We start from the raw sequence: 24,504 nt of genomic DNA, 5'->3' as shown, positions 1-24,504 counted from the left end.
GTGAGTGTATGCTTTCCATAGAAAATAATAAGATTATGATGGAACATTATACGGAACTTGTTTCCGTTACATCTAGCTTTGTAAGTGTACGTTTTAAAGATTACAAACTGCATGTATCCGGTAAAGACTTAAAAATATTGGCATTAGAGGCAACTGAAATTTATATGGCAGGAAAGCTGGAAAGCATCGAGTTTGTTTATGAAAAATAAGAAATCAATCGGACTGGATCAATGGAAACTATATGGTTCACTTTTACATGTCTTACAAATTGCCTCCCGTTTTCATATTGCGATGTACGATGCACAAGAATATAAAGGCTATGTCATTGTCTATGTGCCGGTATATGAGCGCCATATCATCTTTGCACATTTTGAAAACTGTGAACATCTATGTACCACAGGAATGTTAGGCTATCTGTTTCGTTCTTTGAAAAAGCCAGCCAGGGTGGCAGGAATCATATGTGCTGTTATTTTATGGTATGGATTATCTCATATGGTATATGCAATCGATATCAAAGGCGAAGATGATGAAAGCCGGGCGCTGATTCAAAAAACATTGAAAGATATGCAGATTGTGGTCCCTTTTTATGAAAAAGATACAGCACAGTTAAAAACGGATCTAAAGAAAAAACTGGAAAATAAAATTGCATGGCTGGAAATTGAGAAAAAAGGCAGTCGCTATCAAATCTCGTATACACCAAAAGAATTCGCCATCATTGAACAGCTGAAGCATGAAGAACTTATCGCCCGATGTGATGGTGTGATACAGCGTTTTGATGTCTTGCATGGCAACAAGCTCCATAAGGTCAATGAATTCGTGCATAAAGGCGATGTCCTTGTTTCTAATGTGATTGATACATCTAGCAACAGTAAAGAAGAACTGTTTGTAAAGGGTAGAGTATTTGCTTATACATGGAAAGATGTACATGTCCAAATGAAGGATGATAAAATGCCCAAGGCATTTCAGTATTATATGCTGTTATTTCAGGCAAGAGATAAAATCAGCGAACAAATGAAGAAAGATGATTCACTCTATAAGGAAAATATTTTGCAATTCTCCAAAGAAGCGGGTAAAATAAACATGGTAGTACATTACACACTGATTCAGGATATTACCACGCCTTGAATGTGAAGGAGAATTTATGGACAGAAAATATACAATAGAAGTAAGCGATAAAGATATGAACCAGATCGTAAAGTTATGTGGACCAAATGATAAACATTTAGATGTAATTCGTGAAGCATTCACATGCCAATTGACTTTACGCGATAACCAATTTGTGATCCTTTGTGAACAAGAGGATACCATAAACAAAATCAAAGAAGTTCTACAGGCATTGTTTGACATGATGGATCAACATATCGATCTTAGTGAACGAGATGTGGATTACTGTTGCCGTTTGGCAAAGCTTGGCAAAATCAAAGAAATCGGCAATACGTATCAACAGCCGGTAGGAAAAACCATCAATGGAAAAATGATTTATCCTAAAACGATTGGTCAGCGCCAGCTGCTTCAGGCAATGCGTCATGCGGAAATCGTATTTGCCACAGGAGTTGCTGGTACGGGGAAAACCTATCTGGCTGTTGTCTATGCAGCCAATCTTTTGAAAAAAGGAGAAATCAAAAAAATCATACTAACCAGACCAGCCGTAGAAGCCGGGGAAAATCTAGGCTTTTTACCGGGTGATTTAAAAGAAAAAGTAGATCCATACTTACGTCCATTATATGATGCATTATATGATACCTTAGGCAATGAACAGGTAGAAAAGCTTCTAGAAAAAGAAGTGATTGAAATTGCACCATTAGCGTATATGCGTGGAAGAACATTAGATAATGCATTCATTATTCTGGATGAAGCACAGAATACCACCAGAGCGCAGATGAAAATGTTTTTGACCCGTATGGGATTTCATTCCCGTATTGTGATTACCGGAGATGTAACACAGATCGATTTGATCAAAAAACGTGACAGTGGACTGTTAAACGCAAAACAGCTGTTATATGGTATTGAGGGTATCTCCTTTGTGGAACTTACAAGTCTTGATGTTGTACGTCATCCACTTGTTCAAAAGATCATTGAACGTTATGAGAAGGAGGAAGAAGGGTATGGCGAAGATTTTATTAATCGAAGATGAAGAAAACATCCGTAAGATCATAGCTTATGATTTAATAAAAAGCGGATATGATATCACCGAATGTGGGGATGGAAAAGAAGCCATCGAGCAAGTCATGAAGGAAGATTTTGATGTATTGATCATTGACTGGATGTTGCCACATTACAGTGGCATTGATATTGTTAAGAAATTACGCAGTGAAGGAAAAGACAGTATCATGATCATGCTGACAGCAAGAGATGATGAGTCAGATATTCTGTATGCCTTTGAACAAGGTGTAGATGATTATGTAACAAAGCCATTTTCACCAAGGGAACTGCTTGCACGTGTCAATGCACATTTAAAACGCCAGCAGAAGAAACAGGATGAAAAACATTGTATTGGTGATCTGATCATGGATATGAAGCGCAGGGAAGCTTTCATCAAAGATGAACAAATGACATTGACTAAGAAAGAATTTGATCTGCTGGAGTATTTTGTACAAAACAAAAATATCGTATTGTCCCGTGACAGCATCTTAAATGACATCTGGGGCTTTGATTATGATGGTGACACCAGAATTGTGGATGTACATGTTTTCAAGCTGAGAAACAAATTAAACGGCTCTAGCGTACATATCAAATCATCTAGAGGTGTAGGCTATCTGCTAGAGGAAAAACATGAAGCAGAATAAATTCATTGTGATGTTCTACTTTCTGCTTATATCCGCATTAGTAGAATATTTCCTTGATTTTGATGTATATGTCATGATCATTTTGATGAGTATTGGCTTTGGTTTTTTATGGCTGTATCTGGAAAACACGCAGAAAGCCATGCAGATCAAAGAAAATCTAGAGCTGCAGGAAGAAATCAAATCAACTGCCAAAGATGCTCATTTAAAAAATAAACAGCTGCTGGCAATCGTTGGCAGTATCCCATTTCCTATGTTGTTAATGGATCAGTTTGGAAATATCGTTATGCATAACAACTTATCTGAGATATCCTTAGATATGCCTTTTCAGGACGATATGAGCTATTTAAACAATAATTTCGTTAGACCCATATCTGAATTTATTAAAGACGCTTTCATCCTGGAAAAGCCCTTAGATAAGATTATGAAGGTAAATGGTGTAGAATATCAGGGACTTAGTGTTCCTGTTACCGCAAAAAAGAAATACAGCGGCTGTTTGATACTGTTTCAAGATATCTCCAAAACTCTGGAAGGTGAAAAAATCCAGAAGCGTTTTATTGCGGATGCATCCCATGAATTAAAAACACCAATTGCAGTCATCAAGGGGATGGTAGAAATCCTAAACCGTGATGATTTTGACGATGAACCCACACGAATTGAATTCATGAAACAAATCGAAGTAGAAATCAATCGATTAGATGTCCTTGTTAAAGATCTGCTTCAGCTTTCACGATTATCCATGTCAAATCCAATATTGGAACGCAGAAAAATCAATATATGTGAGATAATTCAAAAATGCATCCATTCCTTAGAAAAACAAGCTGAAAAAAAAGGCTTGTCCATCATTTGTGATTTTCATAGTCAGGATGAAGTATTCGCTGATCCAGGCAAAATGCAGCAGGTCATTGTCAACCTGTTAAGCAATGCCATTAAATACAGTGATTCAGGAACCATTACCTTAAGGACAAAGAATGAATCGCCTTATTATATTATTGAGGTAGAAGATCAAGGCGCTGGTTTAAATGAATATCAGCTTTCTCATATTTTTGAACGCTTTTACCGTGTTGATGATGATCGAAGCAGAAAAAGTGGGGGAAGTGGCTTAGGACTTCCAATTGTTAAAGGTATCATTGATGCACATGGAGGCAAGTTAGAGGTACATAGCACCCCAGGCAAGGGAACAACTTTCTCTATAAAATTAAAGAATTAAAAAAACTTATCCTTGATGAATGCTCATTAGTTAAGGATAAGTTTTTTACTATTTAGAATTTGATGCTTTTGGTGGTATAACTTGATTTTATATTTATCAAAGAAGTTAGAAAACTACGACTTCAACAGCAACAAGTAAGTTGGAATACACGCTGTGCACTCTTTGGGCGTGAATGCAGCAATATAAAAAGTCATGTCATTTTTTCTATCACGATATTCCACATAATTTTGTAAGCATTTCTCTTCTTTTTTTGCTGTATTATAAAGCCTACTCATAAGTTCTATGAACCATTCGTGCTTGTGATGCATCTTGTGAAAAACCTTTATAATATTGGGATGTATTATATCCGTAATGCTTATAATTATCTGAGAGGATAGATTTCCTAATCATAAATTTTTATCTTTTATGATTATAAATTAGTATAAAAAAAGCCTTTTATCCAAAGGCTTGCTTTTCATATGGTATCGCGTACGGGACTTGAACCCGTGATACAGCCTTGAGAGGGCTGTGGCTTAACCGCTTGCCGAACGCGACATTTTTTCTGCTTACCTATTATAGCACTATCACACAATTGTTTGCAAGAAAAAAATGACAGAAATAGGAAAGAACATACAAAACATAAGTCAAATAAAAATATCATTTTTAACATTTCCTTTACATAGCCTTCATATTCTATTTACAATCATCCCTTATCATATAGGTGTATTCAAGGAAGAATATGAAATACAGGAGGAATGAAGCATGAAGAAATTATTTGTTAGTTTATTAGCAGTCGCTTTGCTGGCGGGATGTGCAAGCAATGGGGAAACTGGCAAGGTAAGTGGAAAAATCGTGGTATATACACGTGATTCATCTAGTGGAACAAGAGAGGCATTTGAAAAAGGAATCGGCTTTGAAAAGGAACTTACAAAAGATGCTACGGAAGTAAAAAGCAATGATGATATGGCAGCCAAAGTAGGGCAGAGTGTGAATGGAATCGGCTATACTTCTTTATCTACTGATTTTGAAAAAAACAATGTCAAAGCCTTACAGTATGAAGGTGTAAATGCGTCAAGTGAAACGGTATTAGATGGATCTTATAAACTACAACGTCCATTTGTATATGTCACAAGAGCAGAAGGGGACTTTGGAAATGATGATAAGCAGCAGCTGATCAAAGCTTTCTTGGATTTTATTTCTAATTCACAAGAAGGCATGGAAGTGGTAAAAGCAGCTGGTGGTGAAGTGGATATCACAAAAGCAAAACCATGGGAAGAAATAGCAAAGAATTATCCGGTATTGAATAAGGATAATGCGAAAATTACAATTCGTACAGTAGGTTCTACTTCTGTAGAAAAAACCATTAAAGCAGCGTTAGAAGCATTCTCTCCACTTGCTGGAAATGTATCGTATACCATGAATCAAAGTGGTAGTGGGGATGCTGTAAAGTATACACTGGGTAGTGAAAAAGATGGCGCAAATGCTGGGGATATTGGATTTGCCAGTCGAGCATTTAAGGAAGATGGCAGTGAAGATATTTCAAAAGCAATGCTAAATGGACAATATTGCATCGATGCAGTTGTGGCAGTGGTAAATAAAGATAACCAGAATATTACCAATATGACGCAGGCACAGTTAAAGGACATTTTCACAGGTAAAACGACAAACTGGGAAGATATTCAATAAAAACAAGCAATTGACAGTCTGAAAATACAGGCTGTCCTTTATGAATTTGATAAGGAACGGTGATTGTATGAAATCGTATGTTAGAAGTTTTATCAGTACAGAGAAAAACGCAAAAAAGCTGAAGAAAGATCAGCATATGCGTTTGATGTTTATGCTGGCAGCACTTATTTCCTCAAGTGCAATAGCCATCATTATTATTTTTATTAGTATAAAAGGTATTCTTCCATTCCTTCCTGATTACACATATGGACAGGTAGATCTTGTTGGGTTTTTAACAGGTACATTATGGCGAAAGGATCAGGGTATTTATGGGGTAGGATTTATCATCATCAATACACTGGTGTCTGCATTTGGTGCATTATTGTTGTCATTTCCTTTATCCGTTTTGACAGCTTTGTTTATCGCAAAGATCGCACCTAAAAAAATAGCGGAAATCATGACAACGGTCATTGAATTATTAGCTTCCATTCCATCGGTAGTATATGGGGTATTTGCTTCTGGTACGATTACTGTATTGGTATCAGGTCTGGCACAAAAGTTTCATTATATTACAGCTGGAGGTAGTTCTTTACTGGCTGTTATCCTGTTGCTTGCCATTATGATTTTCCCAACGATTACATCTTTATCTATTACAGCAATACGCTCTGTTGGAAAAGAGATTGAAGAAGGCAGTCTGGCATTAGGTGCAACAAAAACACAAACCAATTTTAAAGTAATTCTAACCAGTGCAAAATCAGGGATCTTTGCTGGTGCGATATTAGGTATTGGGCGGGCATTTGGAGAAGCTACTGCTGTAGCAATGGTTGCGGGCAATAAAATGTTTGGACCAACGCTGAATCTGTTTGATACCACACGTACCCTGACAACCACGATGTTAGCTGGATTAAATGAAACAACTGGATTGGATTATGATATTCGTTTTTCAACTGGTCTTGTATTAATGGCAGTCATATTATTAAGCAATTTATTATTGAATTATGTCAAAAAGAAAGTAGGGAAGGTGCAATGATGAACACTCAGTTGCAGAAAAAGAAACGAAAAATCAAAGATGGTGTCCTGAATGGCATTACATATTTCTCCAGCGGTCTAAGTATCTTTATCCTGATTGCTATCTTTGTGTTTATCTTTTCTAAAGGCTTCAGTTCTTTGGGAATGCATCTGTTGACAGGGAATTATTGGTCTAAAAGTTATTTAAGCAGTGTGGAAGAAACCAAAAATATGCCTGCTGTTTATGAAAGACCAGATGATTTAAACAAGGATGTCAGCTTTAGCACAAAGTGGGGTGTTGGCTTTGTGGATGCCAAGGATCAAAACAAAGACAATGTGATTCTGGTGGAATATATAGCTCCCCAATCACCATTTCAATATATGATTGATGATAGTATCAAAGATAAAACCGTTACGATGAAAGCTGAAACTGGTTATCAGGTGGAAAAGCTTGTGTATGTGAATGAGCATGGCACAAAGATGAGTGCGGGTAAACTGTTTGGACAAAATGCTTCCCAATTAACTACCATTCTTGATCAAAAAGCCCAGCAGATTTCTCAGGTGTTCTTTAAAACACCAGGAGGTGGAATCAAAGGAAGTATCATTTCCACCATATGGCTGATCATTATATCCATGTTAATTGCTTTACCACTTGGTGTAGCATCCGCCATCTATCTGCATGAATATGCACCTAAAAACCGTCTAACTGCTTTGATTCGCAGTGCGATTGAAATGTTGACAGGTGTTCCAAGCATCATCTTTGGTTTGATGGGCGTTGTGGTGTTGTTTCCAATCACACAGCTGTTTGGCGCAACGACTTCCAATATATTGTTAGGTTCCTTTACAATGTCGATTATCTTATTGCCAACGATTATCCGCTCTACGGAAGAAGCATTAATCGTTGTACCACAATCTTTACGTGATGCCTCCTTATCTATTGGCGCAAACCAATCTCAGACGATTTTTAAAGTTGTGTTGCCTTGTGCGATACCTGGAATATTGACAGGTGTATTATTAAGCATTGGGCGTGTAATAGGCGAAAGTGCAGCGTTGATCTATACCATGGGAACTTATGTGAATGATACCCCAACCCTTACATCACAGGGAACTAGTCTGGCCGTTCATATTTATAATATCATGAGTAGTGAAATGCCGAATTTTGAATTAGCAAGTGCAATTTCAATTGTGATCTTAGTATTTGTACTTATATTGAATATTATTGTGAAGTTATTAAGCAGGAAATTAAATAAAGCCTGGTATTAGGAGGAAATGAAAATGAATGATACCATCTTTCATGTAAAAGATTTGAATTTATATTATGGAGAAAAACATGCATTAAAAGATATTTGTATGGATATAGAAAAAAACAAGGTAACGGCATTGATTGGCCCCAGTGGATGTGGGAAATCAACGTTTCTTCGCTGTTTGAATCGTATGAATGATTTGATTGACGGCTGTAAGATTGAAGGAAAAATAGAAATTGATACAACCGATGTGTATGGTGATAAATTAAATGTGGTAGATTTACGTACAAGGGTGGGCATGGTATTTCAAAAGCCTAATCCATTTCCAATGTCGATCTTTGATAATATCACATATGGACCAAGATGTCAGGGAATCAAGAATAAGAAGGTGTTATCTGAAATCGTGGAGCAGTCTTTAAGAAAGGCAGCTTTATGGGATGAAGTAAAAGATCGTTTGCATGATAGTGCCTTTGGATTAAGCGGTGGACAGCAACAGCGTTTATGTATCGCAAGAGCGATTGCCATGGAGCCTGAAGTCATCTTGATGGATGAGCCAACCAGTGCACTTGATCCCATTGCCACAAGCAAGATTGAAGATTTGATTGAAGAATTAAAAAAAGACTATACAATCGTTATCGTAACACATTCCATGCAACAGGCATCACGTGTAAGTGATCGTACTGCCTTCTTCTTGATGGGAGAAGTGGTGGAGTATGACAAAACCAGTACGATTTTCCAGCAGCCAAAAGATAAACGAACAGAAGATTATATTACAGGAAGATTTGGATAGGAGATAAAACATATGGTAAAAATTGATAAAGAGTTAAACGAGATGGAAGAAAATATCATCAAGATGGGAAACAAAGTCATTTTGATGCATACCGCTGTGATGGATGTGTTAGAGTATCCAGATAAAGAAAAAGAATTAGAGATCATCCAAAGCGATGATCGAATCAATCATTTAGAAGAGGAAATCAATGATCAGGCCATTACATCCTTGGCATTATTATCACCTGTCGCAAGTGATCTTCGTAAAGTGATTGCGGCAATTAAGATTGCCAGCGAATTAGAACGAATTGGTGATTATGCGAAAAATATCGCGATTTTTATGATCAAACATGAAGAACTCGATGAAAATATCAGAGAATATGCGAGAAGCATGGAAAAGGAATTCATTGCCATGCTGGAAAATGCAATCACCTGTTATATGAATGCTGATGTAGAGGCTGCATTTGAAATACCGGAGCAGGATAAACAGATCAATACATTATTAAAGGAAACCAAGCATAATGTTACCAAACAGCAGGAAGAAGCATTACTGGAGCATGTATTTGAAATCAGCAGTATGTTAAGAAATATCGAACGAGCAGGGGACCATGTCAAGAATATTTGTGAACATGTGATTTATATGGTAAAAGGACAACACTACGATTTTGGGTAAAGAAAAAGGAAAGCGCATATGCTTTCCTAAATTTTTTCTTCTAATTCTTCATGTAAAGGTAAATCATCGTTGGTTTCTTTTACGATATTCCAGATATGATCACCAATACGTTCTAATGTACCCAGGATATCTACATAAATACCTGCGGCAACACTGGAATTACAGGAATTATCTGCCATACGTTTGAAATGGCGTTGTCTGGCTTTTTCTTCCACCAGGTCAAGATAATTTTCTTTATCTGTAATAACTTTTATAATGTGTTCTTCTCTTGAAGAGAAGTACTGTAATGCCAATTCATTCATTTCTAAAACAGTGTCATACATTTCATTTACATCTGTGATAGCATCACTTGAGAAGATACCTTTATCATCATATGCCAGTTCATAGAATTCATTCAGATTCATGGTTAAATCACCAACACGTTCAATGTTTTTGATAACCTGCAAGTTTCCAATAAATTCATCTGTATCATGTTCACTTAAACTGTTATGTGCTATACTCATCAAATAACTTGTAATCTTACTGTCTAGTGAATTGATGGCATCCTCATATTGGCGAGATACATCTTTATACTTGCTGTTTTGTTTATTGAAATATTTTTGACTTTCTTTTAAACAGTCACTGGCAAGTTCACCCATTTTAATCGTTACCTGTTTACTGACAACCAAAGCTCCACTTGGCAAAGAAGCCGCAAGCTGTGGGTCAAGTGCATTGAAATCTACTTCAATACGTTCTTCGCTTTCACCAGGCATGATACGTTTGATCAAATTGACCATCTGATTGATAAATGGATATGTCAGAATAGAAATCACCAGCGTACGTATGATATGTGCAATCGCAATCTGCATCATTGGAGATACATTGTATGTATCAGCAAGATACTGTATGAAATCTACATATGGATTCAACAACAGCATAAACAATAATGCACCAATCACATTAAACAATACGTTGAAGAAAGCACTTCGTTTTGCCGCAAGGCTACCTCCAATAGAAGCGAATACAGCTGTAACAGTCGTACCAATGTTACTTCCAAATACAAATGGAAGTGCTGCTGCCAAAGTCATTGCCCCTGAATCATAAATCTTCTGTATGATTCCAATGACGGCACTACTCGATTGTACGATACCTGTCATGATCGTACCACACAATAAGCCAAGCCATGGCTGATCTGCCATCGTTGTCGCAAGATTTTCAAAGAAATCCAGCTGTCCTAGCTTACTTAACTCATCGCCCATTAATCGAAGTCCAAAGAACAGTAAACCAAATCCTAAAATAATTTGTCCAAGATAGGTCTGTTTCTTTCGACTGGAGAACATGGTAATCAAAACCCCAAGGAACACAAAGTAGAGGGCAAGTGTTTCTACCTTCATACCAATCAGGAATGCAGTTACCGTTGTACCAATATTGGCACCGATAATGATCCCGATGGATTGTTCCAACGTCATTAGCCCTGCACGTACAAATCCAATCGCTATGGCACTTGTTGCACTACTAGACTGAATAAATACGGTGATCAGAGCACCTACAAGAATCCCTTTCCACGGTTTGTTCGTGTATTTGTCGATATAATCTCTTAATTTTTCACCTGCGATGCTTTTCAATCCATCTCCCATGAATTCAATACCAAATAAGAAGAGGGCAAGCCCACCGATGATGAAGTCCCAGCTGATGTCCGCAGACATCGAATTGGCTGCTATATGTAACATATAAAACCTCCTGTAAAAACTTACATCGGTATAATTTTAACATTTTCTTAACAATCTGTATACCTTTGAAAAACAAATTAATTTTAATTTTGAAGATTTTTTTATCAGGAATGACTTTTTGCGGTATCTTATGTTATACTTTATACAGCGAAAAAAGATGGTTTTTACCATAAAAGAATGGTGTAGATGAGGTGGATTATGGAAATCAATATAACAAATCAAAGCTCGCAGAAAAAATGGTCAAGATACAAAAAAGACTTCTTATTGATTGCACAACGTGCCCAGGAAGTATTAAAACTGGAAGATGAATACAGCATGTCGGTTATTTTTGTGGATCCTGAAGAAATTCATGAAATCAATAAAACATATCGAAACATTGATCGACCAACCGATGTCATCAGTTTTGCACTGCGTGATGAAGCAGATGATTATGAAATGATGGAAGAAGACAATGAACTGGGAGATATTTTTATCAATATACAGGCAATCGTTGATCAGGCAAGTGAATATGGACACAGCATGCGCCGTGAGGTATGCTTCTTATTTACACATGGATTATTGCATCTGTTAGGCTATGATCATATGTGTGAAGAAGATGAAAAGCAAATGTTTGCGTTACAGGATGTGATCTTAGATGATATCGTTCCTAAAAAAATACGTAAATAAATTCCGTTATGCCTTTGGTGGCCTGTTTCATGGCATTACACATGATCGAAGTATCTTTTTACAGTGTCTGATAGCCGTTTGTGTTATCATTGTATTTGCTTTTTTCCATTTAACAATGATAGAATGGGTAATCGTACTGATACTGATCGGTTCCATTATCGCATTGGAATTTATCAATAGCGCGATTGAAACGATTGTGGATTTCATCTCTCCGGAATATAACGAAAAAGCTAAAATCATGAAAGATTATGCCGCAGCAGCGGTGCTTGTGATGTCCATTGTGGCAGCTGTAGTTGGATTGATGATTCTGAAAGGAAAACTATGATGAAGGAAGAATATAAAGATTTGATAGAACGTGCATTTTCCGCAATGGCACATGCCTATGCACCCTACAGCAAGTATCATGTAGGCGCCTGTATCAAAACAAAAGATGGAAATTTTATTCCAGGTGTCAATATAGAAAATGCATCCTATGGATTAACCAACTGTGCTGAGCGCAGTGCAGTATTTGCGGCATATTCCTTAGGCTATCGCAAAGAAGATATAGAAATGATTGCGATTGTTAGTGATGGAGAGAAACTTGCAGCTCCATGTGGTGCCTGTCGTCAGGTACTGGTTGAACTGCTTGATGAAGATACCCCGATTATCTTAAGCAATCATAAAGAAGAAAAGGTAACCAATATAAAAGAACTGTTGCCAATGTCATTTACAAGTGAGGATGTGTTATAATGTATCGTTCAGGATTTATATCAATTATCGGCAGACCGAATGCTGGAAAAAGTACGCTGTTGAATGTAATCGTTAACCAAAAGGTTGCGATTACAAGTAATAAGCCGCAAACAACCAGAAATAATATTTCTGGTATCTTAACAAGAGAAGATGCTCAGTTTATTTTCATTGATACACCAGGCATTCATAAGCCTAAACATGAGCTGGGAAAAACATTGAATAAAAATGCATATACTGCTATCGCAGAAGCAGATGTAAATTTCTGGATGGTAGATGCGACCCAAAACTTTGGACCTGGAGATGAATTTATACTTGAAAAAATCAAGACCAGTCATATTCCATGTTTTCTGATCTTAAATAAAATTGATTTATTGGGAAAAGAAAAACTAATCAAAGTTTTGCAGGAATGGAAAGAACGTTATGCGTTTGCGGAAATATTCCCAATCAGTGCATTAAAAAAAGATAACATCGATCAGTTATTGGAAGTAACCAAGGGATACTTAAACGAAGGTCCACAATACTTTCCTGATGATATGATTTCTGATCATGGGGAACAATTCCAGATTGCGGAAATCATTCGTGAAAAAGTGTTGTATAAAACTGAAGAAGAAGTACCACATTCTGTGGCGGTGGTCATTGAAAAGAAAGAAGAAACTGATACAAAAATCTTCATTCAAGCCCTGATTGTTGTAGAGCGTACTTCTCAAAAATCAATTCTGATTGGTAAACAAGCCGAAATGATTCGCAAAATTCGTCTTGCGGCACAAAAGGAATTGAAAGAAAAGTTCCAGAAAAGGGTAGAGTTGGAATTATATGTTCGTGTCGAAAAAAACTGGAGAAATCGTTCCAGCAAATTACAGCAATTAGGATATCTGGAACTAGAAGAGGATGAATGATGCTTTTTGTGGCATTGTGATTGAATATCGGGAATATCGGGAACATGATGCTCTTTTATCTGTATTACGTGATGATGGTGTTATTATAAAGATATCTGCCAAAGGTATTCAGAAAGTAAAAAGTAAAAATGCTCCGGCATGTCAACTGTTTACTTATTCCCGCTGGTATTTGAATTATAGAGAAACTAGCACAATGCAAAGCTTAAAAAGCGCAGAGATCTTAGAAAGTTATCGCCATATCCGTGAAGATCTGATCAAACAATCGATTGCGGCATATTTCTGTGAAATGATCTTATACAGTCACTTTGAAACTCCATTTGCTTTTGATTTATTAAAACATGCGCTTGATATATTAAAAAGTCAGGATGATCCCATGGTGATCTTATGCTTGTTTCAGGTAATCGTAAATCGAATGCATGGTATCGAAATGCAATGTGATGGCTGTGTACGATGTGGCACAACCAAAGGCATCTACGCAATTTCTTTAAAAGATGGTGGTTTCATTTGTAAAATGTGTGCAAAAGGCTATGATAAAGTGTATTCCAGCAAGGATTTAAAATGTTTTCGCTTATTAAATAAAGCCCAGCTAGAGCATTATGATATATTAAAGGAAATTGGCGGCTTTCGCTTTGAACACTTTGAACAGCTGTATGCATTCTTTGAAGAATATGCAGGTATCCCAATCAAAAGCATTCAGTTTTTGAGGATATTAAAAGATATGTCTTAAGACAGGAAAATGGATTTTATCGTTTTCTTGTCTTTTTTATGTAGAAAAAGCACAACATCGTGTATGTACGCAGATCAAAGTCATCTATGCCACACCATTTGACGTACCTATGACAGTTGAAAATTGAAGAAAATCTATGCAGAGGAATCGAAGGGAAAGGATTTTTAGCTGAAAATCCTTTTTTTTCGTTACAAATCGTATAAATCATTGACATTTGACAAAATTAAGTGTTATATTATAGTGTATTCTTGTAACTATTTTATAGTTTGATAGCATTCGATATGAAGGATGCGTTTTTTTCTGAAAGGGGCATAACACAATGAACGAAAAACTATTTGATACAGTCGTAGCCCATGCGAAAAACAGTGGCTTTGTATACCAGGGTTCAGAAATCTATGGTGGATTGAGCAATACCTGGGACTTCGGCCCTTTGGGTGTAGAATTAAAAGAAAACATTAAAAAAGCCTGGTGGCGTAAATTCATTCAGGAATCTCCATATAATGTGGGTATTCAGTCTGCGATTTTAATGAATCCAAATGTCTGGGTAGCCAGTGGACATGTTGGCGGTTTCTCTGATCCATTGATGGATTGTAAAGAATGTAAGTCAAGATTTCGTGCTGACCAGCTGATTGAAGAAGCAACAAATGGTGAAGTCAGTGTAGAAGGCTGGAGCAATGAAGCTATGGCTGATTTTATCAAAGAACACAATATCGCTTGTCCAAAGTGTGGTGCACACAACTTTACGGATATTCGTCAGTTTAACCTGATGTTTAAAACATTCCAGGGTGTTGTAGAAGATGCGAAAAATACGATTTATCTACGTCCAGAAACAGCACAGGGTATGTTTGTGAATTTTAAAAATGTTCAAAGAAGCATGCGTAAAAAACTGCCTTTTGGTATCGGACAAATCGGTAAAAGTTTCCGTAATGAAATTACACCGGGAAACTTTATTTTCCGTACACGTGAATTTGAACAGATGGAACTGGAATTTTTCTGTAAACCGGGAACTGATTTAGACTGGTATGCTTATTATAAAGAAAACTGTATGAAATTTTTGACAGATCTTGGCATTGAAGCTGATCATTTACGTTTCCGTGATCATACACCAGAAGAATTGGCATTCTATTCAAAAGGTACCTGCGATATCGAATATAATTTCCATTCACAGATTGGATGGGGAGAAGTATGGGGTATTGCTGATCGTACGGATTATGATTTAAGACAACATCAGGAAGCAAGTAAGAAGTCATTAGAATATCTTGATCCTGAAACAAATGAAAAATATCTTGCATATTGTATTGAACCAAGTGTTGGTGTAGAACGTTTGTTCTTAGCATTTATGTGTGATGCATATGATGAAGAAAAACTGGAAAATGATGATGTACGTACTGTTCTTCATTTACATCCATTCTTAGCACCGATCAAGGCATGTATTCTGCCATTAAGCAAGAAACTAAGTGAACAGGCAATGGAAGTATTTAAGCTTTTGGCACCTGTTGGCTATTGTGATTATGATGAAGCAGGAAGCATTGGTAAACGTTATCGTCGTCAGGATGCGATTGGTACACCTTTCTGTATCACTGTTGATTTTGAAACAGCAAATGATAATTGTGTGACTGTTAGAGAACGTGACACAATGAAACAAGAACGCGTCAATATCAATGATTTAGTTGCATACATTGAAGAACGTATTAAACTTTAAGAAAGCAGGGTGGCTTGATTGGCTCGTTTAAGTGAACAGGAAATCAATCAAATCCGTAACAAGGCAGATATCGTTGATGTCATTGGACATTATGTTACGCTAAATCGTAAAGGAAAAGATTATCAATGCGTCTGTCCTTTTCATGACGACCATTCACCATCCATGAGCATATCCACAGAAAAACAGATCTATAAATGTTTTTCATGTGGTGCCGGAGGAAATGTTTTTACCTTTGTTAAAAACTATGAAAAGATTTCCTATATTGAAGCTGTAAAAAAAGTGGCAGACTATGCAGGGGTAAGCTTATCCGTTGATTTAGATCTGCCACAAAAAAAAGTTGATCCCTACAAAGAAGCATTATATAAAGTATGTAGTGATACTATTGAGTTTACGCATTATCAATTGGATACACTGGATGCGAAAAGAGTGAAGGAATATCTTCAAAAACGAAATATTACAGAAGATATTATAAAGAAATTCTCAATTGGTTTTAATCCGCCAGATGATGCCTTATATCATTTTCTGCATAAGAAAAAGCATTCTGATGAGAATCTGATCAAAGCAGGCGTTGTCCGTTTGACCAGTGGCGGGTATCATGATGTATTCCAAAATCGTATTATGATTCCCATTCATGATGCAATGGGAAATCCGGTTGGTTTTACGGCAAGACGACTGTTAGATAGTGATGAAGCAAAATATATCAATACCGGAGAAACAGATATCTATAAAAAAGGTGATCTGATATTTAATTACCATCGTGCAAAACCTTTGGCTAGAAAAGCAGGAACTGTCTATCTGGTGGAAGGTGCCATGGATGTTTTAGCTTTTGAGAAAGTAGAAATATCAAATGCTGTAGCAACTCTTGGTACTGCCTGTACAAAGGAACAGATTCAGCTGTTAAAAATGATGCATGCGGAAATCACCGTTTGTTACGATGGAGATAATGCAGGGAAAAATGCCACTTATAAATTTGGTAAGATGGCAATTGAGCATAAGCTTCCTTTTGTCATCGTAGATAATAAAACAGGTCTTGATCCTGATGAAATTATCGATGCTTATGGCAAGGAAGAATTAAAAGCACTGGTCAATAAGACCATCTCATGGATCGACTTCCTTTTTGAATTTTTATTAACACGCTATAACCTGGATAATTATTCTCAGAAAAAAGATTATGCCATGGAGATAGCATCAGAAATCGCTAAGTTGGAAAATGATTTTGAAAGAACGAATTATTATGTCCGCTTGCGTGAATTAACCGATTTTGATATGCAGGTGAACCAGGTGGAAGCACCTGTAGAAAAGAAGAAAACCGATTATGTGAAACGTACGTTTTTGACATTTCCAAAAACGAAACGGGGACATGCGGAATATGAAATACTTTCACAAATGATGAATGGCATTGCTGCCTGTAATGTCTTTAAAGAAGATCTTGGCTTTTTAAAGGATGATGTCAGTAATAAACTGGCCATCTATATCATTGATTATTATCGTACACATGATGAAATCTTGGTCGCAGACTTACTGGATGTTATAAAGGAGCAGAATGTAAAAAATCTTCTGCTGGAGATAGCTAGCTGGGAGCTGGCCAGAAAAGAAGTGAATATTGATGTACTTCATGAAGCGATTGCCAATGAGAAAGCCAGCTTGTTAGAGGATCAGATTCATATGATCAATTTGAAGATTAAAGAGCTTCATGATCCTTTAGAAAAGGCAAAACTGGCCGATGAACGAAATAAACTGATTATTGAAAAAGAAAAATGGATACAAGCAAGTGGAAGGAAGTAGATACTATGGCGAAAAAGAAAAAAGCAACCGTATTACCAGAATATAAAACCCTGGATGCAATCAAAGAAGAATTAAAAGAATCCTATGATTTGACACATGTTCTGGAACAGAAAGATGTGTTGGATGCAGTGGAACATCTAGATATGACAGATAAAGAATATGATGATTTATTAGAATGGTTTAAAGACAATGATATCGTAATTAGTGATGAAGATGACGTAGATATTTTAGATGATGACATTGTAGCTGTTGATGATGAAGATTTAGACTTTTTAGATGATGCAGATGAGGATGAAGATGATGCTTTGGCAAGTGATATTGAATCTTTAGAGCAATCATTTGCAAATTCCTCTCATACAAAGATCAATGATCCGGTTAAAATGTATTTAAAGGAAATTGGTCGTGTAGAACTGTTAGACCCTAGAGAAGAACCTGAAATTGCTAGACGTATTCAGGCTGGTGATGAAGAAGCCAAGAAAAAACTGATTGCAGCAAACCTTCGTTTGGTTGTATCCATCGCGAAGAAATATGTTGGCCGTGGCATGTTGTTCTTGGATTTGATTCAGGAAGGCAATATGGGTTTAGTAAAAGCAGTAGAAAAATTTGATTATACCAAAGGATTTAAATTTTCTACATATGCGACATGGTGGATTCGTCAGGCGATCACAAGAGCAATCGCTGATCAGGCAAGAACGATCCGTATTCCTGTACATATGGTAGAAACGATTAATAAATTAACACGTATCCAGCGTCAGTTGGTTCAGGATTTAGGCCGTGATCCTTCTGCGGAAGAAATTGCAGCCAAAATGGAAAACATCTCTCCAGAAAAAGTACGTGAAATCCAGAAAATTGCATTGGAACCAGTATCTTTGGAAACACCAATTGGTGAAGAAGATGACTCTCACTTAGGTGATTTCATTGAAGATAAAGAAGCATTATCTCCAGATGAATATGCAAACAACCAGTTGTTGAAGGATGAAATCAACAATGTATTACAGGGACTTACAGAACGTGAAGAAAAAGTGCTGCGTTTACGTTTTGGCTTATATGATGGAAGAACTCGTACCCTTGAAGAAGTTGGTAAAGAGTTTAACGTTACACGTGAACGTATTCGTCAGATTGAAGCAAAAGCTCTGCGTAAATTGAAACATCCTACAAGAAGTAAACGTTTAAAGGACTTTGTTGATAAACCTTAGTATGGCAGGTAAAGTACGTTTACAGGCGATTTTTGATATGATTCAGCCTGGATTAGTGATTGCAGATATTGGGTGTGATCATGGACTTTTGCCAATTGCTTTGGTAAAACAGGGCAAATGTGAAAAAGCATATGCCTGTGATGTTCGTATTGGACCACTTTCAAGAGCAAAAGAAGCAATTGAAGAAGCAGGTCTGCAGCATCAGGTAATTCCCATTCTATGTGATGGCATGTCACAAATAGGAGAAGATGTGAATGGTGTCGTAATAGCCGGTATGGGTTTTGATACCATCAAACATATCTTATCTCAGGATTTAAAAAAATGTTCTAAATTCAAACAAATGGTGATCCAGTGCAATGGTCACGTGGATGAATTTCGTCAATGGTTAAGTGATCATGGATTTAAGATCGATGATGAGCGTATTGTAAAAGATTCTCATTATTATCAATTGATTTCTATGCATAAAGAAGAAACAACACCACTTACGAAGGAACAATGCTTATTTGGTATCTATACCAAAAAAGATCCATTATTCAAAGAATATTGGCATTATATCTATGAGAAAAAAAAGGTGATCTTAGATCAGTTGTCACCATCTCATGAAAATTATATGAAAACAAAGGCATTAATGGATAGGATAGAAAAAGCGCTGAATGAATAGTTTCAGCGCTTTTAAATGATTTTTTGAATATCAATTTCTGGTTTTGTTAAACCTGGTTCATAATTTTCTAAATACGCAATGACCTGAGCAGTTAAATACGTCGGTGTACTGGCACCAGATGTAATCGCAACTTTAGTTTTATTTACTAATTGCTCATCAAAAATGCCATGAACATCATCAATCAGGTATACATCAGGAATACCCGCATCCTTTGCGATGGCAGCCAATCGATTAGAGTTGTTAGAATGTGCATCGCCTACAACATATAACACATCAATTTGCTGCTGTTTTAAATCCGCAACTGCCTGTTGGCGAATTCTTGTCGCATTGCATATTTCTTCACAGAATTCAGCATTTGGATATTGCTTAGCGATACTTTGAAACAATGCATCAATATCAAAAATGGACATTGTGGTCTGATTGGTCACAAAAATCTTTGTATTTTCTGGCATATCAGGAATATCACGCTCGCAGGTAATCAGATGTACATGATCATCCATGCTCAATACTGCTTCCGCTTCTGGATGATACTTTTTTCCTATATAGAAAATCTCGCTGCCTTTCGTTAATGCATCTTTTACGATATCCTGCGTTTTCACAACATCTGGACAGCTGGCATCCACGCAGATCAAGCCTTTTGCCCTTGCTTTTTCAATTACCTGTGGAGCGATACCATGGGCTGTGAAGATCACAACACCTTCATCTATTTGATCTAATAATTCCATTCTTGTTTTGGTTTTATCATCAATCGGCTGAATATGCAGCTGCTTTAATGCTTCCATAACATAAGCGTTATGAACTAACATTCCTAGTACATAAATTGGCGTATCGGGATATTCCTGTGCTGTTTTTTTTGCTAAAGCAATAGCACGGGTTACGCCTTTACAATATCCTCTTGGTGTAACTTTTATAACTTCCATGTTTTTCACCTCGTGTTTATTATATCCTATATTCTGCACATATGCCTAGCATTCTATGAATGAAAAATTTATTTTTATGATAAAATAGAGACATCAACAAAAAAAGGATTTACTTTACAAGTTTATGAAATCCTGTATAATGAAAGAGCTGATTTTAGAATTGTAGAAATGGAGGCGATACAATGAGTTATCGTGATTATATGTTTAAAGAAACAACAAAGAAGTTCTTAGAGCTAGAAGGCTTTTTAGAACCTACACCTATACAAAAAGAGATACTGCCCCTTGCCTGTAAAGGTAAAGATGTCATTGGTATCAGTGCGACTGGAAGTGGAAAAACCCATGCTTTTTTAATCCCTGTGATGGAACGTGTGGATACATCCATCGATCGTATTCAGGCAGTCATTACAGCACCTACAAGAGAACTGGCTTTACAGCTGTATACCCGTACAAAGAATATGCAGGAAGCAGATCCAACCTTACGTATCAAATTGATTACTGGCGGTATGGAAAAAAGTCGAATGAATGAATCCTTAAAGGTTCAGCCACATGTTGTCATCGGTACACCTGGAAGAATCAAAGATTTATTTTTAAATGAGAAAACCCTGCGTGTAGAGAGTGCAGATATGCTGATTGTTGATGAAGCGGATATGACATTGGAATTTGGCTTCTTAGAAGATATCGACGCAATGGCTGGAAGAATGAAGAAAAATCTTCAGATGATGAGTTTTTCTGCGACGATGCCAAATGCTTTAAAAATCTTTTTAAAGAAATATATGACGCAACCAGCAATGGTGCATATCGAAGATGCAAAACAGTTTCATCCACAAATCGAACATGTGCTTGTGCCATGTACTCCTTTGAATTATGAACAGAAACTAATGGAAATCTTACCAACTTTTACACCATACGTATGTTTGATTTTCGCAAATACAAGAGAACAGGCCGCAAACGTAGCTTCTTTGATGCGTGATGCAGGATATCCATTAATTGAATTACATGGTGATTTAACAAGCCGTGAACGTACAAAGGCAATGAAAGAACTGGAAAATATTCAAAAGCCTTATGTCGTAGCAACCGATATAGCTGCCAGAGGAATTGATATTGATGGAATCAGTCATGTTATTTCTTTAGGCTTCCCAAAAGAATTAGATTATTATATTCATCGTTCAGGAAGAACCGGACGTGCTGGTAAAAAGGGAATCTGTTATGCCTTATATCAAAAACAAGATGATCAAATGATCCGTGCACTGGAAAAACGCGGCATTCATTTTGAACATCGTTCTTTGAAGAATGGCAATTGGAATACATTAGAACCATTACATAAGAAAAAAGTAAAAAAAGATGATCCTTTAGAAAAAGAAATTTCAAAGATCGTTGCTAAGAAAAAAAAGAAAGTAAAACCAGGATATAAAGTGAAACGTAAACAGGAAGTAGAAAAGTTAAAACGTAAAGCAAAACGTTCCATTATTCAGGAAGATATCCAGCGTCAAAAGAAAGAACGTGCGAAGAGCAAACAGCTGGAAAGAAGGAGAAATGAAGAATGAAAATAGGTTCTCATGTATCCATGTCTGCGCCTGAATATGTATTAGGTTCTGTCAAAGAAGCCCTTCAATATGGGGCGAATGCACTTATGCTGTATACTGGTGCGCCACAAAATACCAGAAGAAAACCAATGCAGGAATTACGCATTGCAGAAGCTTTAGAGTTGATGAAACAATCCGGCATTGAGGAAAGCAGTGTCATCGTACATGCACCTTATATCATCAATCTGGCGAACTGTCTAAAAGAAGAAACCTTTCAATTAGGTGTAGAATTCTTAGAAAAAGAAATCAAACGTGTACAGGCATTACATGCAACAACCCTTGTTCTACATCCAGGTTCTCATGTAAAAGCAGGAGAGGAAGCTGGTCTTGAAAAGATTATTCAGGGATTAGATGAAGCAATGCATGACATGCAGGATGTGCATATTGCTATAGAAACGATGGCAGGCAAGGGCAGTGAAATCGGATATACATTTGATCATATCGCCTATTTGATCAAGCATGCAAAATATGGTGATCATATAGGTGTTTGTATGGATACCTGTCATATCCATGATGCTGGTTTTGACTTATCTGATTTTGACGCAATCTTAGATGAATTTGATGAAAAAATCGGCCTTGACCGCTTATTATGTATGCATATCAATGATTCAAAAAATATCAAAGGTGCAAAGAAAGACCGCCATGCAAATATTGGCTTTGGCGAGATCGGATTTGATAAATTATGTACCATCGTACATCACCCACGTGTAGCACATGTCGTAAAAATCTTGGAAACTCCTTATGTAGATGGACATCCACCTTATAAATATGAAATTGCGATGTTAAAAAACAAAGTGTTTGATGAGCATTTATTGGATAAAATCATTGAGGAAGCATAATGGAAATCAGACAGCTGGATCAAAGTTATCAGGGAATGCCCATTCACTTTGTGGTAAAAACAGATGGCTATTTCCATGCGGATATTAAACAGACAAATGATCAATTTGGTGTAATCTTTCACTATACACCGTTTTCTGAACAGAAAATATATCACTTTGATGATGTTTTGATGAGTGAATGGCTGGATGAGCCTATTGTCTATGGTGCATTTGAACAAAATGAATTTGTTGGCTTTGTGGAATTGAATAAAGAATGGAATCAGCGTTTACGTATAACCAACATTTTTGTGAAGGAAGAAAAGCGACATGATGGCATAGGCACGATATTGATGAAACATGCAAAAGCATATGCCGCATCACAAAATATGCGAGGCATTGTTTTAGAAACACAGTCCTATAATGTACCCGCCATTCGTTTTTATCAAAAACATGGCTTTCTATTTTTAGGATGTGACTTATCTGCCTTTTCCAATGAAGATGTCAAGCATCAGGAAATACGCTTAGAAATGTGTTATCAAATGGAAAACAGTTGAGCTACAATATGTAGTTTCAACTGTTTTCTTTTAATCATTTTTATGTTCTTCTTCAAAAGCCAGAATTTCTTGTTTTAAACGTTCTACGATTTCTTCTTGTGGAAGTTTTTCAATAATTACACCTTTTTTAATCAACAAACCTTCTTTTTTACCACCGGCAATAGCAATATCCGCATGTTTTGCTTCACCAGGACCATTGACTGCACAACCCATAATCGCTACATTTACATTACAATTGACCGTTTGTAGGAACTTTTCAATTTCATCTACAACAGGCTGCATATCCCAGGCAGTTCTACCACATGTTGGACAGGCAATCAGATTTGGTACTCCTTTTAATAAACCACAGCATTTCAATAATTGTTTTACAATCGTGATTTCATTCACCGGATCGCCATTGACACTGATACGAATGGTATCCCCAATACCTTCATTTAACAAGGTACCCAGCGCCATACTGCTTTTTATCGCAGAACCAATAAATGTACCAGCTTCTGTAACACCTAGATGAAGTGGATAAGGGAACGTTTTACTTGCTAGTCGATATGCATCAATGCAAAGCAATGGATCACTGCTTTTAAAAGATAAGCAGATGTCATGGAAATCTAAATCCTCCAAGATCTTTACGTGGCGTTTTGCACTTTCCATCATGCCTTCTGCTGTTGGTTTGCCATATTTTTCATGAATATCCTTTTCTAAAGAACCACTGTTGATTCCAATACGGATAGGGATATGATGCTCCTTACAAACTTTAACGACCGCTTCTACATTTTCCTTCGCACCGATATTACCAGGATTCAATCGAATCTTATCAATGCCATGTTCAATAGCAGAGATTGCCAAACGATAATCATAATGAATATCCGCAACGAGTGGAATATGTGTTCTTTTCTTGATTTCAGTAATTGCTTTTGCATCTTCTTCATCTATGATTGCCATTCTTACCAGTTCACATCCAGCCTTTTCCAGTGCTAAAATCTGATTGACTGTGGCATCCACATCAGATGTTCTAGTATTACACATTGATTGAATCACTACCTTATTTTGATGACCAATCGTTAAATTACCTACATGTATTTCTCTTGTTTCATTACGTTTCATGTTTTCACCTCGTGGTTTCATTATAACAGTGTTAAATAGGAAATTCAATGAAGAAAACAGAAATGAAAACCTTACTATGATTCGAATATGATAATGTCTTAATGAAACCAAATTGATTTTGTCTTTA

Annotated in this window: 25 protein-coding genes and 1 tRNA gene; 22 read left to right on the top strand and 4 right to left on the bottom strand. The window is 36.7% G+C overall.

All coding sequences use genetic code 11. The features are described 5' to 3' along the window. Positions 1–8 precede the first annotated feature (8 nt). The 5 genes from DW114_RS16125 to DW114_RS16105 are packed head-to-tail and all read left to right on the top strand — an operon-like array spanning position 9 to position 3,993. Positions 9–209 (top strand): YabP/YqfC family sporulation protein, encoded by a 201-nt coding sequence (locus DW114_RS16125; RefSeq protein WP_117454759.1) that lies wholly within the window; start codon positions 9–11, stop codon positions 207–209. Then, positions 199–1,125, top strand: coding sequence for a sporulation protein YqfD (locus tag DW114_RS16120; RefSeq protein ID WP_117454758.1), 927 nt, complete (start codon positions 199–201; stop codon positions 1,123–1,125). The genes DW114_RS16125 and DW114_RS16120 overlap by 11 nt, the downstream gene beginning before the upstream one ends. A 16-nt stretch (positions 1,126–1,141) precedes the next feature. Further along, entirely contained in the window at positions 1,142–2,134 is a 993-nt protein-coding gene (locus tag DW114_RS16115) for a PhoH family protein (protein ID WP_117454757.1), read from the top strand. Continuing rightward, positions 2,106–2,786 (top strand): response regulator transcription factor, encoded by a 681-nt coding sequence (locus DW114_RS16110; protein WP_117454756.1) that lies wholly within the window; start codon positions 2,106–2,108, stop codon positions 2,784–2,786. Before DW114_RS16115 ends, DW114_RS16110 begins: the two co-directional genes overlap by 29 nt. Beyond that, entirely contained in the window at positions 2,773–3,993 is a 1,221-nt protein-coding gene (locus DW114_RS16105) for a sensor histidine kinase (protein ID WP_117454755.1), read from the top strand. Before DW114_RS16110 ends, DW114_RS16105 begins: the two co-directional genes overlap by 14 nt. 459 nt (positions 3,994–4,452) lie before the next feature. On the opposite strand, the gene DW114_RS16100 is transcribed toward DW114_RS16105, so the two are convergent. Further along, positions 4,453–4,527, bottom strand: a tRNA-Glu gene (locus DW114_RS16100). A 207-nt stretch (positions 4,528–4,734) separates the two neighbouring features. On the opposite strand from DW114_RS16100, the gene DW114_RS16095 reads away from it, so the two are divergent. The 5 genes from DW114_RS16095 (at position 4,735) to phoU (ending at position 9,330) form a co-directional block, all read left to right on the top strand. Then, positions 4,735–5,658 carry a substrate-binding domain-containing protein gene (locus tag DW114_RS16095; RefSeq protein ID WP_117454754.1) on the top strand — a complete coding sequence of 308 codons (924 nt, stop codon included), beginning with the start codon at positions 4,735–4,737 and terminating at the stop codon, positions 5,656–5,658. Positions 5,659–5,725: 67 nt separating this feature from the next. Next, entirely contained in the window at positions 5,726–6,667 is a 942-nt protein-coding gene (gene pstC / locus DW114_RS16090) for a phosphate ABC transporter permease subunit PstC (RefSeq protein WP_117454753.1), read from the top strand. Continuing rightward, on the top strand, positions 6,667–7,908 hold the full coding sequence (gene pstA / locus DW114_RS16085; protein WP_117454799.1) for a phosphate ABC transporter permease PstA: 1,242 nt from the start codon (positions 6,667–6,669) through the stop codon (positions 7,906–7,908). The genes pstC and pstA overlap by 1 nt, the downstream gene beginning before the upstream one ends. Positions 7,909–7,920: 12 nt before the next feature. After that, complete coding sequence (gene pstB / locus DW114_RS16080) at positions 7,921–8,679, top strand: phosphate ABC transporter ATP-binding protein PstB (protein WP_243205886.1); 759 nt, start codon at positions 7,921–7,923, stop codon at positions 8,677–8,679. Positions 8,680–8,691: 12 nt separating this feature from the next. Beyond that, positions 8,692–9,330 (top strand): phosphate signaling complex protein PhoU, encoded by a 639-nt coding sequence (gene phoU, locus DW114_RS16075; protein ID WP_117454751.1) that lies wholly within the window; start codon positions 8,692–8,694, stop codon positions 9,328–9,330. 26 nt (positions 9,331–9,356) lie between these two features. Here the strand turns inward: phoU and DW114_RS16070 are convergent, their stop codons facing one another. After that, complete coding sequence (locus DW114_RS16070) at positions 9,357–11,039, bottom strand: Na/Pi cotransporter family protein (RefSeq protein ID WP_117454750.1); 1,683 nt, start codon at positions 11,037–11,039, stop codon at positions 9,357–9,359. Positions 11,040–11,237: 198 nt separating this feature from the next. Between DW114_RS16070 and ybeY the strand changes: the two genes are divergently transcribed. The 9 genes from ybeY to DW114_RS16025 all read left to right on the top strand — a co-directional run bounded on the left by ybeY (position 11,238) and on the right by DW114_RS16025 (position 19,401). Beyond that, entirely contained in the window at positions 11,238–11,705 is a 468-nt protein-coding gene (gene ybeY, locus DW114_RS16065; RefSeq protein ID WP_117454749.1) for an rRNA maturation RNase YbeY, read from the top strand. Beyond that, positions 11,674–12,030, top strand: coding sequence for a diacylglycerol kinase (locus tag DW114_RS16060; protein WP_117454748.1), 357 nt, complete (start codon positions 11,674–11,676; stop codon positions 12,028–12,030). Before ybeY ends, DW114_RS16060 begins: the two co-directional genes overlap by 32 nt. After that, on the top strand, positions 12,030–12,434 hold the full coding sequence (gene cdd / locus DW114_RS16055) for a cytidine deaminase (protein ID WP_117454747.1): 405 nt from the start codon (positions 12,030–12,032) through the stop codon (positions 12,432–12,434). The genes DW114_RS16060 and cdd overlap by 1 nt, the downstream gene beginning before the upstream one ends. Next, complete coding sequence (era, locus tag DW114_RS16050; protein WP_117454746.1) at positions 12,431–13,330, top strand: GTPase Era; 900 nt, start codon at positions 12,431–12,433, stop codon at positions 13,328–13,330. The genes cdd and era overlap by 4 nt, the downstream gene beginning before the upstream one ends. Continuing rightward, positions 13,323–14,057 carry a DNA repair protein RecO gene (recO, locus tag DW114_RS16045; RefSeq protein WP_117454745.1) on the top strand — a complete coding sequence of 245 codons (735 nt, stop codon included), beginning with the start codon at positions 13,323–13,325 and terminating at the stop codon, positions 14,055–14,057. Before era ends, recO begins: the two co-directional genes overlap by 8 nt. A 319-nt stretch (positions 14,058–14,376) precedes the next feature. Beyond that, entirely contained in the window at positions 14,377–15,759 is a 1,383-nt protein-coding gene (locus DW114_RS16040) for a glycine--tRNA ligase (RefSeq protein WP_117454744.1), read from the top strand. An 18-nt stretch (positions 15,760–15,777) separates the two neighbouring features. Further along, positions 15,778–17,544, top strand: a complete 1,767-nt coding sequence (gene dnaG / locus DW114_RS16035; RefSeq protein WP_117454743.1) for a DNA primase — start codon at positions 15,778–15,780, stop codon at positions 17,542–17,544. A 5-nt stretch (positions 17,545–17,549) separates the two neighbouring features. Further along, positions 17,550–18,740: an RNA polymerase sigma factor RpoD gene (rpoD, locus tag DW114_RS16030; protein WP_117454742.1), complete on the top strand. Its 1,191-nt coding sequence runs from the start codon at positions 17,550–17,552 to the stop codon at positions 18,738–18,740. A gap of 1 nt (position 18,741) precedes the next feature. Continuing rightward, a complete protein-coding gene (locus tag DW114_RS16025; RefSeq protein WP_117454741.1) occupies positions 18,742–19,401 on the top strand; it encodes a tRNA (adenine(22)-N(1))-methyltransferase in 660 nt (219 codons plus the stop codon). Between the two features lie 11 nt (positions 19,402–19,412). Here DW114_RS16025 and ispH read toward each other — a convergent pair whose 3' ends face one another. Beyond that, on the bottom strand, positions 19,413–20,321 hold the full coding sequence (ispH, locus tag DW114_RS16020; RefSeq protein WP_117454740.1) for a 4-hydroxy-3-methylbut-2-enyl diphosphate reductase: 909 nt from the start codon (positions 20,319–20,321) through the stop codon (positions 19,413–19,415). A gap of 182 nt (positions 20,322–20,503) precedes the next feature. On the opposite strand from ispH, the gene DW114_RS16015 reads away from it, so the two are divergent. From DW114_RS16015 to DW114_RS16005, 3 genes are read left to right on the top strand one after another with little or no spacing between them, the layout of a single operon-like run. Next, positions 20,504–21,865, top strand: a complete 1,362-nt coding sequence (locus tag DW114_RS16015) for a DEAD/DEAH box helicase (protein ID WP_117454739.1) — start codon at positions 20,504–20,506, stop codon at positions 21,863–21,865. Next, entirely contained in the window at positions 21,862–22,743 is an 882-nt protein-coding gene (locus DW114_RS16010) for a deoxyribonuclease IV (RefSeq protein ID WP_117454738.1), read from the top strand. The genes DW114_RS16015 and DW114_RS16010 overlap by 4 nt, the downstream gene beginning before the upstream one ends. After that, the gene (locus DW114_RS16005) at positions 22,743–23,276 is read left to right on the top strand and encodes a GNAT family N-acetyltransferase (RefSeq protein WP_117454737.1); all 534 of its coding nucleotides are present in this window, start codon (positions 22,743–22,745) and stop codon (positions 23,274–23,276) included. The genes DW114_RS16010 and DW114_RS16005 overlap by 1 nt, the downstream gene beginning before the upstream one ends. Before the next feature lie 30 nt (positions 23,277–23,306). On the opposite strand, the gene ispG is transcribed toward DW114_RS16005, so the two are convergent. Beyond that, on the bottom strand, positions 23,307–24,377 hold the full coding sequence (ispG, locus tag DW114_RS16000) for a flavodoxin-dependent (E)-4-hydroxy-3-methylbut-2-enyl-diphosphate synthase (RefSeq protein ID WP_117454736.1): 1,071 nt from the start codon (positions 24,375–24,377) through the stop codon (positions 23,307–23,309). Positions 24,378–24,504 lie beyond the last annotated feature (127 nt).

The sequence above is a fragment of the Absiella sp. AM09-50 genome (genome assembly GCF_003433845.1).
Lineage (GTDB): Bacteria > Bacillota_I > Bacilli_A > Erysipelotrichales > Erysipelotrichaceae > Hoskinsella > Hoskinsella hominis.
This window is presented reverse-complemented; position numbering and strand designations above follow the sequence as displayed.

Bases quoted from the DNA above. Each gene is read 5' to 3' on its own strand.
- DW114_RS16040 (WP_117454744.1), top strand. From the start codon at position 14,377: ATGAACGAAAAACTATTTGATACAGTCGTAGCCCATGCGAAAAACAGT.
- DW114_RS16110 (WP_117454756.1), top strand. From the start codon at position 2,106: ATGGCGAAGATTTTATTAATCGAAGATGAAGAAAACATCCGTAAGATC.
- DW114_RS16015 (WP_117454739.1), top strand. From the start codon at position 20,504: ATGAGTTATCGTGATTATATGTTTAAAGAAACAACAAAGAAGTTCTTA.
- pstA (WP_117454799.1), top strand. From the start codon at position 6,667: ATGAACACTCAGTTGCAGAAAAAGAAACGAAAAATCAAAGATGGTGTC.
- DW114_RS16005 (WP_117454737.1), top strand. From the start codon at position 22,743: ATGGAAATCAGACAGCTGGATCAAAGTTATCAGGGAATGCCCATTCAC.
- DW114_RS16095 (WP_117454754.1), top strand. From the start codon at position 4,735: ATGAAGAAATTATTTGTTAGTTTATTAGCAGTCGCTTTGCTGGCGGGA.
- recO (WP_117454745.1), top strand. From the start codon at position 13,323: ATGAATGATGCTTTTTGTGGCATTGTGATTGAATATCGGGAATATCGG.
- DW114_RS16070 (WP_117454750.1), bottom strand. From the start codon at position 11,039: ATGTTACATATAGCAGCCAATTCGATGTCTGCGGACATCAGCTGGGAC.
- ispH (WP_117454740.1), bottom strand. From the start codon at position 20,321: ATGGAAGTTATAAAAGTTACACCAAGAGGATATTGTAAAGGCGTAACC.
- pstB (WP_243205886.1), top strand. From the start codon at position 7,921: ATGAATGATACCATCTTTCATGTAAAAGATTTGAATTTATATTATGGA.
- DW114_RS16120 (WP_117454758.1), top strand. From the start codon at position 199: ATGAAAAATAAGAAATCAATCGGACTGGATCAATGGAAACTATATGGT.
- DW114_RS16025 (WP_117454741.1), top strand. From the start codon at position 18,742: ATGGCAGGTAAAGTACGTTTACAGGCGATTTTTGATATGATTCAGCCT.
- DW114_RS16125 (WP_117454759.1), top strand. From the start codon at position 9: ATGCTTTCCATAGAAAATAATAAGATTATGATGGAACATTATACGGAA.
- cdd (WP_117454747.1), top strand. From the start codon at position 12,030: ATGAAGGAAGAATATAAAGATTTGATAGAACGTGCATTTTCCGCAATG.
- DW114_RS16115 (WP_117454757.1), top strand. From the start codon at position 1,142: ATGGACAGAAAATATACAATAGAAGTAAGCGATAAAGATATGAACCAG.
- rpoD (WP_117454742.1), top strand. From the start codon at position 17,550: ATGGCGAAAAAGAAAAAAGCAACCGTATTACCAGAATATAAAACCCTG.
- DW114_RS16060 (WP_117454748.1), top strand. From the start codon at position 11,674: ATGATATCGTTCCTAAAAAAATACGTAAATAAATTCCGTTATGCCTTT.
- phoU (WP_117454751.1), top strand. From the start codon at position 8,692: ATGGTAAAAATTGATAAAGAGTTAAACGAGATGGAAGAAAATATCATC.
- ybeY (WP_117454749.1), top strand. From the start codon at position 11,238: ATGGAAATCAATATAACAAATCAAAGCTCGCAGAAAAAATGGTCAAGA.
- DW114_RS16010 (WP_117454738.1), top strand. From the start codon at position 21,862: ATGAAAATAGGTTCTCATGTATCCATGTCTGCGCCTGAATATGTATTA.
- DW114_RS16105 (WP_117454755.1), top strand. From the start codon at position 2,773: ATGAAGCAGAATAAATTCATTGTGATGTTCTACTTTCTGCTTATATCC.
- ispG (WP_117454736.1), bottom strand. From the start codon at position 24,377: ATGAAACGTAATGAAACAAGAGAAATACATGTAGGTAATTTAACGATT.
- pstC (WP_117454753.1), top strand. From the start codon at position 5,726: ATGAAATCGTATGTTAGAAGTTTTATCAGTACAGAGAAAAACGCAAAA.